Source organism: Archangium sp., assembly GCF_036388035.1.
Classification (GTDB): Bacteria; Myxococcota; Myxococcia; order Myxococcales; family Myxococcaceae; genus Archangium.
Window position 1 is genome coordinate 1 of record NZ_DASVSO010000770.1, and the last position, 6025, is coordinate 6025.

At 69.8% G+C, this 6025-nt stretch carries 6 protein-coding genes; 1 reads left to right on the forward strand and 5 read right to left on the reverse strand.

The window, feature by feature from the left end; genetic code table 11:
• From VF697_RS31660 to VF697_RS31680, 5 genes are all read right to left on the reverse strand, one after another.
• Nucleotides 1-2061, reverse strand: a 2061-nt coding sequence (locus VF697_RS31660) for an ATP-binding protein (protein ID WP_331100811.1), incomplete at its 3' end; no start/stop codon positions are given.
• Nucleotides 2062-2133: 72 nt separating this feature from the next.
• Entirely contained in the window at nt 2134-2796 is a 663-nt protein-coding gene (locus VF697_RS31665) for a hypothetical protein (protein WP_331100812.1), read from the reverse strand.
• Between the two features lie 101 nt (nt 2797-2897).
• Nucleotides 2898-3404 carry a DNA starvation/stationary phase protection protein Dps gene (gene dps / locus VF697_RS31670; protein WP_331100819.1) on the reverse strand — a complete coding sequence of 169 codons (507 nt, stop codon included), beginning with the start codon at nt 3402-3404 and terminating at the stop codon, nt 2898-2900.
• An 81-nt stretch (nt 3405-3485) separates the two neighbouring features.
• A complete protein-coding gene (locus VF697_RS31675) occupies nt 3486-4013 on the reverse strand; it encodes a carboxymuconolactone decarboxylase family protein (RefSeq protein WP_331100814.1) in 528 nt (175 codons plus the stop codon).
• A gap of 6 nt (nt 4014-4019) precedes the next feature.
• Nucleotides 4020-4574, reverse strand: coding sequence for a peroxiredoxin (locus VF697_RS31680; protein WP_331100816.1), 555 nt, complete (start codon nt 4572-4574; stop codon nt 4020-4022).
• A gap of 223 nt (nt 4575-4797) precedes the next feature.
• On the opposite strand from VF697_RS31680, the gene VF697_RS31685 reads away from it, so the two are divergent.
• Nucleotides 4798-6025, forward strand: a 1228-nt coding sequence (locus VF697_RS31685) for a sigma 54-interacting transcriptional regulator (RefSeq protein WP_331100818.1), incomplete at its 3' end; no start/stop codon positions are given.

Below are 6025 nucleotides of genomic sequence, written 5' to 3' on the forward strand. Positions count from 1 at the left end.
GGCCTCCAGCGCCTCACCCACCTGGCGGTGCAGCTCCCGGCGGCGCGACGCGAGCAGGCTCTGGTAGGCCATGTCCTGCGTGAGCGCGTGCTTGAACATGAACTCGAGCTCGGGGTCCCTCGTCCGCTCGCGGATGATGTCCTCACGCTCCAGGTGCCCCAGGTCGGCGTCCACGCCCGCCGTGTGCCGGGCCAGGTGCATGAGCACGCGGTAGGAGAAGGTCCGCCCGATGACCGAGGCCTGCTGCGCCAGCCACTTCGTCTCCACCGGCAGCCGATCCAACCGGGCCATCAGCACGCCCTGCAGCGTGTCCGGCACCTTGAGCGTCTGCAGCAGGGGCGTCACGGCCCAGCCCACCTCGCCGCGCACGAGCGCGCCCCGCTCGATGAACGAGCGCAGCAGCTCCTCGACGAAGAACGGGTTGCCCTCCGCCCGGCGGGAGATGAGCGTGCGGAGCGCCTCTGGCAGCACGGGCAGCGAGAGGAGCTGCTCGATCATCCTCACGCTGTTCGTCTCGGACAGGGGACCGACCACGCGGGGGCGGTGCCGCTCCGCGTGGTGGGCGGTGATGTGCGCGAGCATTTGCGCCCCGGGGCCCTCGAGCTGGGGACGCGAGGTGCAGACGACGAGGAGGCGGGTGCGCCCCGTCACCGCGAAGAGGTGCTCGAGCAGCTCCAGCGAGCTGGTGTCGGCCCAGTGCACGTCCTCGATGACGAGCACCGTGGGGCGCCGCTGGGCGAGCCGGAAGTAGTAGCGCTCGACGAGCGCGAAGATCTTCTGGCGCAGGCTCTGGGCGGGGAGGGTGGCGAGCACCGCCTCCTCCTGCCGCGAGGCCCGGAAGCCGAGCAGGTGGGTGAAGATGGCCTGGGCCTCGGCGTCTCCGGGGAAGATGTGCTCCAGGACGGAGTGGAGCAGGGCGCTGGCGTTGGGCTCGGAGTGCTCGCCCGTGATGCCGGCCTTGCGGCGCAGCAGGTCCAGGAAGGGCGCGAACGAGACCGCGTTGGTGTGGGCGAAGCACCGGCCCTCCAGCCAGCGCACGCGCTCGCCGAGCTGCGACTGGCACTCGGCCAGCAGCCGCGACTTGCCGATGCCCGCCTCGCCCACCAGGGTGATGATGCTCCCCCGTCCCTCCTCGAGTCCGCGCACGGCCTCGGACAGCGTGGACAGCTCGTCCTCCCGCCCCACGAAGGCCGGGGCGAGCTCGTGCAGGCCGCGCGTCTTGGTGGGCAGCAGCCGGGCGCGCACCAGCTCGTAGACGGGGAGCGGCTCGCCGCGCCTGCTCTTGGCGGGGAGGGGCTCGAGGGCCGCGAAGTCGAAGGACGCGTGCGTCAGGCGCCAGGTGTCCCCGCTGATGAAGATCTGCCCGGAGCGAGCGGCCTCCCTCAGCCGTACGGCCGCGCTCACGGTATCGCCCATGAACGTGCAGTCCTGGCGCAGGTCCGGGCCCACCTGGCCCGTGATGAGCTCGCCCGTGTTGATGCCGATGTGCAGGGAGAGGGGGTGCTCGAAGCGCGTGCTCCAGCGGCGGTTGATGCCCTCCATGCGCTCGCGCATGGCGAGCGCCGCGCGCAGGGCCCGCTCCGGATCGTCCTCGTGGGCGATGGGGGCGCCGAAGATGGCCGTCACGTCGTCCCCGACGAATTTGTCGATGGCCCCCTCGTATTGGTAGATGGCCTCGGCCAGCTCGTGGATGGCGTCGCTGGTGAGTGAGGTCAGCTCCTCGGTGTCCAGTCGCTCGCCCAGGGCGGTGAAGCCCGAGAGCCGGGCGGAGAGCACGGTGGCGCGCTTGCGCTCTCCCTCGATGTGCCCCAGCACCCGCATCTTCTCGGCCAGCTCGCGCGGGATGTGGCGCCGCAGCCGCTCGAGGAGCTGCCCATCCGAGCCCTTCACGGGCGCCTCACTGCTGACCTGCCGCTGGCGCTCGGCCTGGAGGGCCTCGTGCTTTGTGCGCAGCGCGGCCACCGTCACGTCCACCACCGCATCCCCGAGCGTCGGGCGCAGGCCCTCCTGCGCGGCCAGGGCCGCTTCAATCCGCAGGATCTCGTCATCCACCTTCGACATGACTCCGCCGTCTCCACGCTTCGATGACGAACCCGTCACCCGGTCCAGGAAACGACGAGGTATTCTCAAATGTCAATATTGGTGGGGCTTCTGGAGCGCCTCCACGGCGGCGACGAGAACGGGCGTGAAATCGGAGAAGCCGTCGGGAGGCTCCCAGCCGGGACGGACGGCCGTGCCGGTGTTGCTCACCGCGCCGAAGCGCGCGCCGGGGGCGTCGAAGTACCCGCCCCGGAAGGCGTCTTGAATGAGCTGGGCCTGCTGCTCGGGGTTCATCTCGCGCCACGGCTTCCCGGCGCGCAGGGCCTTCACGTAGTCGTAGCCGTCCCCGAACCCCTGGGCCCAGAGCGCCTCGGCGACGTAGCCCCAGCCCTGGTGCTGGTACTGCCAGAGGTGGGTGGCCTCGTGGACGAGCAGGTCCAGGCGTTGTCCCCGCGAGATGGCGGCGAAGTCCCGCTCGGGCAGGTTCAGGGTGTTGCCCAGCACGAAGGCCCTGGAGCCGTTGAGCTGGGCGATGAAGGGGGCCATCCGCACCAGACGCACGGGCCCGTAGGAGATGCCGTCGCCGAACACCCCGCGCAGCACCCGCACCTCCAGGTCGTTCAGCGGGCGCCTGTCGGTGTGCTCGGGGGCGCTCGCGCTGTCCGCCGCCGTGCCGACGGCCCGGAGGCTGGGGGCTTGCTGCTCCCGTCCCTCGGGGGGCACGTCCTGGGGACGGGGTGAATCGCGGCCTGCCATGACGAGGCTCCTCGCGTTGACTCGCGGCGCGGAGCATAGCCCGGCACGGGTGGGCGGATCACCCCACCGGGGTCGGGCAGCGAACAGAGCCCGCGGGCGACTCAGGACTCCAGCGAGGCGCGCAGGAACCAGGCGTGCTTCTCGAACTCGGTGATGATGCCGGTGAACAGGTCCACCGTGTCCGTGTCCTGGTGCTGCTCGACCGCCTTGCGGCTCTCGCGCAGGCCCGCCAGGTAGGACTCGATGCGCTCGGCCAGCAGGCGCACGTGCTCCAGGTCCTTGGACGTCTCCTGCGGGTAGTCCGGCAGGCGGCTCGTCTTGGCCACGTGGCGGGTGGTGCCGTAGGCCTTGCCGCCCAGTGTCACCGCGCGCTCGGCGATGGAGTCATTGTGGTTGGCCAGGCTCACCGCGAAGGTCTCGAAGAGCGGGTGGAGCGCGGCGAATTGAGGGCCCTTGATGTTCCAGTGGGCGACCTTGATTTGACTGTGCAGGTCCAGACCGTCCGCGAGGCGCTCGTTGAGCGCGGCGGAGATGGCGGTGCGGGACTGCTCGGAGAGGGGGCTCGGGCTGCGGTACATGCGTTCGTTCCTTTCGTGTGCTCTGGAGATGGATGCGGAACGCCTGAAAATGACGCGCCCCCCGGCGTTGCCACCGGAGGGCGAGTCTGATGTCAGCGTGAAGCCGAACGCCTACGACTCGAGGCCCACCGCCGCGGCGTGGATGACCGCCGCGATGCGGACGGCGTCGTGCGCCTGGTCCTCGGAGAGGCCACCCTCAAGGATGACCTTCTCGTGGGCCTGGATGCACGTCTCGCAGCCGTTGATGGCGCTCACCGCCAGGCAGACGAGCTCGAAGTCCACCTTGTTGGTGAGCACCTGCATCAGCCGGTTCATCCGCAGGCCGGCCCGCTTGGTGGAGTAGGACTCCTTCCCCACCATGTGGCGGAACCGGTAGTAGACGTTGTTCATCGCCATCAGCGAGGCCGCGGCGCGCGCGTCCTCGATGATGTTCTCGGCCTTTTCGCCCAGCGCCTGCCGCGCCTCGTGGAGCATGGCCTTCTTCACCATCTCGTTACGAGCCGCGAAGGCGCAGGCCACGGCCACCCCCCAGCGCTGCTCGGGGGTGAGGCTGTTGTTCTCCAGCACGGACTGGAGGTTGAGACGGGTGTCCCTGTGGGCATCCGTCAGCTCACCGCGAACGACTTCGAGCGACGCCATGGCTGCTTACCCCGCCTTCGCCAGCTTCTTGGTGAGCGTCTCCTCACCCTTCTGCCAGTTGCAGGGGCACAGCTCGTCCGTCTGGAACGCGTCCAGGGTGCGCAGGGTCTCGCCCACGTTGCGGCCCACGGACAGGTCGTTCACCGACACGTGCCGGATGATGCCCTGGGGATCCACGATGAAGGTCGCGCGCAGCGCCACGCCCGCGTCCTTGTGCAGCACGCCCAGGCTCGCCGTCAGCTCGCGCTTGATGTCCGCCAGCATGGGGAAGGGCAGGTTCTTGAGGTCCGGGTGGTGCGTGCGCCACGCGTGGTGCACGTACTCGCTGTCGGTGCTCACGCCCAGCACCTGCGCGTTGCGGTCCTGGAAGTCCTTGTCGCGCTTGCCGAACTCGGCGATCTCGGTCGGGCAGATGAAGGTGAAGTCCTTCGGCCAGAAGAAGAGGACCAGCCACTTGCCCTTGTAGGTGTCCTGGTTGATCTCCTTGAACTCCTTGCCCTTCTCCAGGCTCACCACACCCGTCACGTTGAAAGCGGGAAGCTTGTCTCCGACGGTCAGCATTCTTCGACTCCTTGGGGGTTGAGGCCTGCCTGCTGGCAGACCGGACAGGGTTTCGTCGCGTACTACCTGAAGCAGCGTCCGTGCCAGGGAAACATCACCTGTGATTCCGAAGGGTTGACTCCTCCGCACTCCCTGAAGGGCGCCGCTGTATCGGTGCATACCGAAATATCGGTGCCGGGCGCCACTGACATTTCGGTGGCGCTCCGGTTATCTAAATGGACGCATGGCGAATGACATCGTTTCCGTGACGCGGGCCGAACTCCGCAAGGAGGCCCGGGACCTGATCGAGCTGGCGACCTCCGAGGAGACGGTGGGGGAGCTGCTGCGCCGGGGGCTGGACTGGCTCCACCAGGTGGCGAGCTTCGACCTGGCCACCATCTTCTTGTTGCGAGAAGGCAAGCTGGTGTCGGTGGCCGCGCGGGGCCCGCTGGCCACGGAGAAGGTGCGGCGCCACGAGCTGAAGCTGGCGGACTTCCCCACGCTGCGTCAGGCGCTGGAGACGCGCCGGGCACGGGCCTTCACCGAGGAGGAGCACGCGCACGGAGATGGGGACCCCTTCGATGGGGTGTTGGACCTGCCGCCGGGGCACTCGTGCATGGTGGTGCCGCTGTGCGCGGGGGAGAGCTGCTACGGGCTGCTGACGCTGGACCGGACGGAGTGCGAGACGTACCCCCAGGCGGTGGTGGAGCTGGTGGAGGTGTACGGGCAGATGCTCGCCACCGCGCTCCAGCAGGCCGAGCAGCGGAGCACCTTCGAGCGGCTGCACCGGCGGGAGCACGAGCACGCGCGGCTGTTGGAGGCGCAGCTCGGCGGGGACGAGGTGGGGGTGCTGGAGGCGTCCCGGAGCCCGGCGGTGCGCGAGCTGGCGCGGCGGGCGCGGCAGGTGGCGGAGACGGACACGCCGGTGCTGCTGCTGGGCGAGACGGGCACGGGCAAGGAGCGGCTGGCGCGGGCGGTGCACCGCTGGAGCGCGCGGGCGGAGGGGCCCTTCGTGACGCTCAACTGCGCGGCCATCCCCGCGGGGCTGCTGGAGAGCGAGCTGTTCGGCCACATCAAGGGGGCCTTCACCGGGGCCACGCGCGACCGGGCCGGGCGCTTCCAGATGGCGCACGGGGGCACGCTCTTCCTGGACGAGGTGGGCGAGCTGCCCGTGGAGCTCCAGGCCAAGCTGCTGCGCGCGTTGCAGGAGAAGACCTTCGAGCCGGTGGGCAGTGACCGGACGGTGCGCGCGGACGTGCGGATTCTGGCGGCCACGCACGTGGACTTGCAGCAGGCCATCTCCCAGCGGCGCTTCCGGGAGGACCTCTACTACCGGCTGAGCGTCTTTCCCCTGCGGCTGCCGCCCTTGCGCGAGCGGCTGGAGGACTTGCCGCTCCTGTGTGCCTTCCTCCTGGAGGAGCAGGCCCGGAGGACGGCGCGGCGGGGGATGAAGGTGTCGCCGGAGGGGCTCG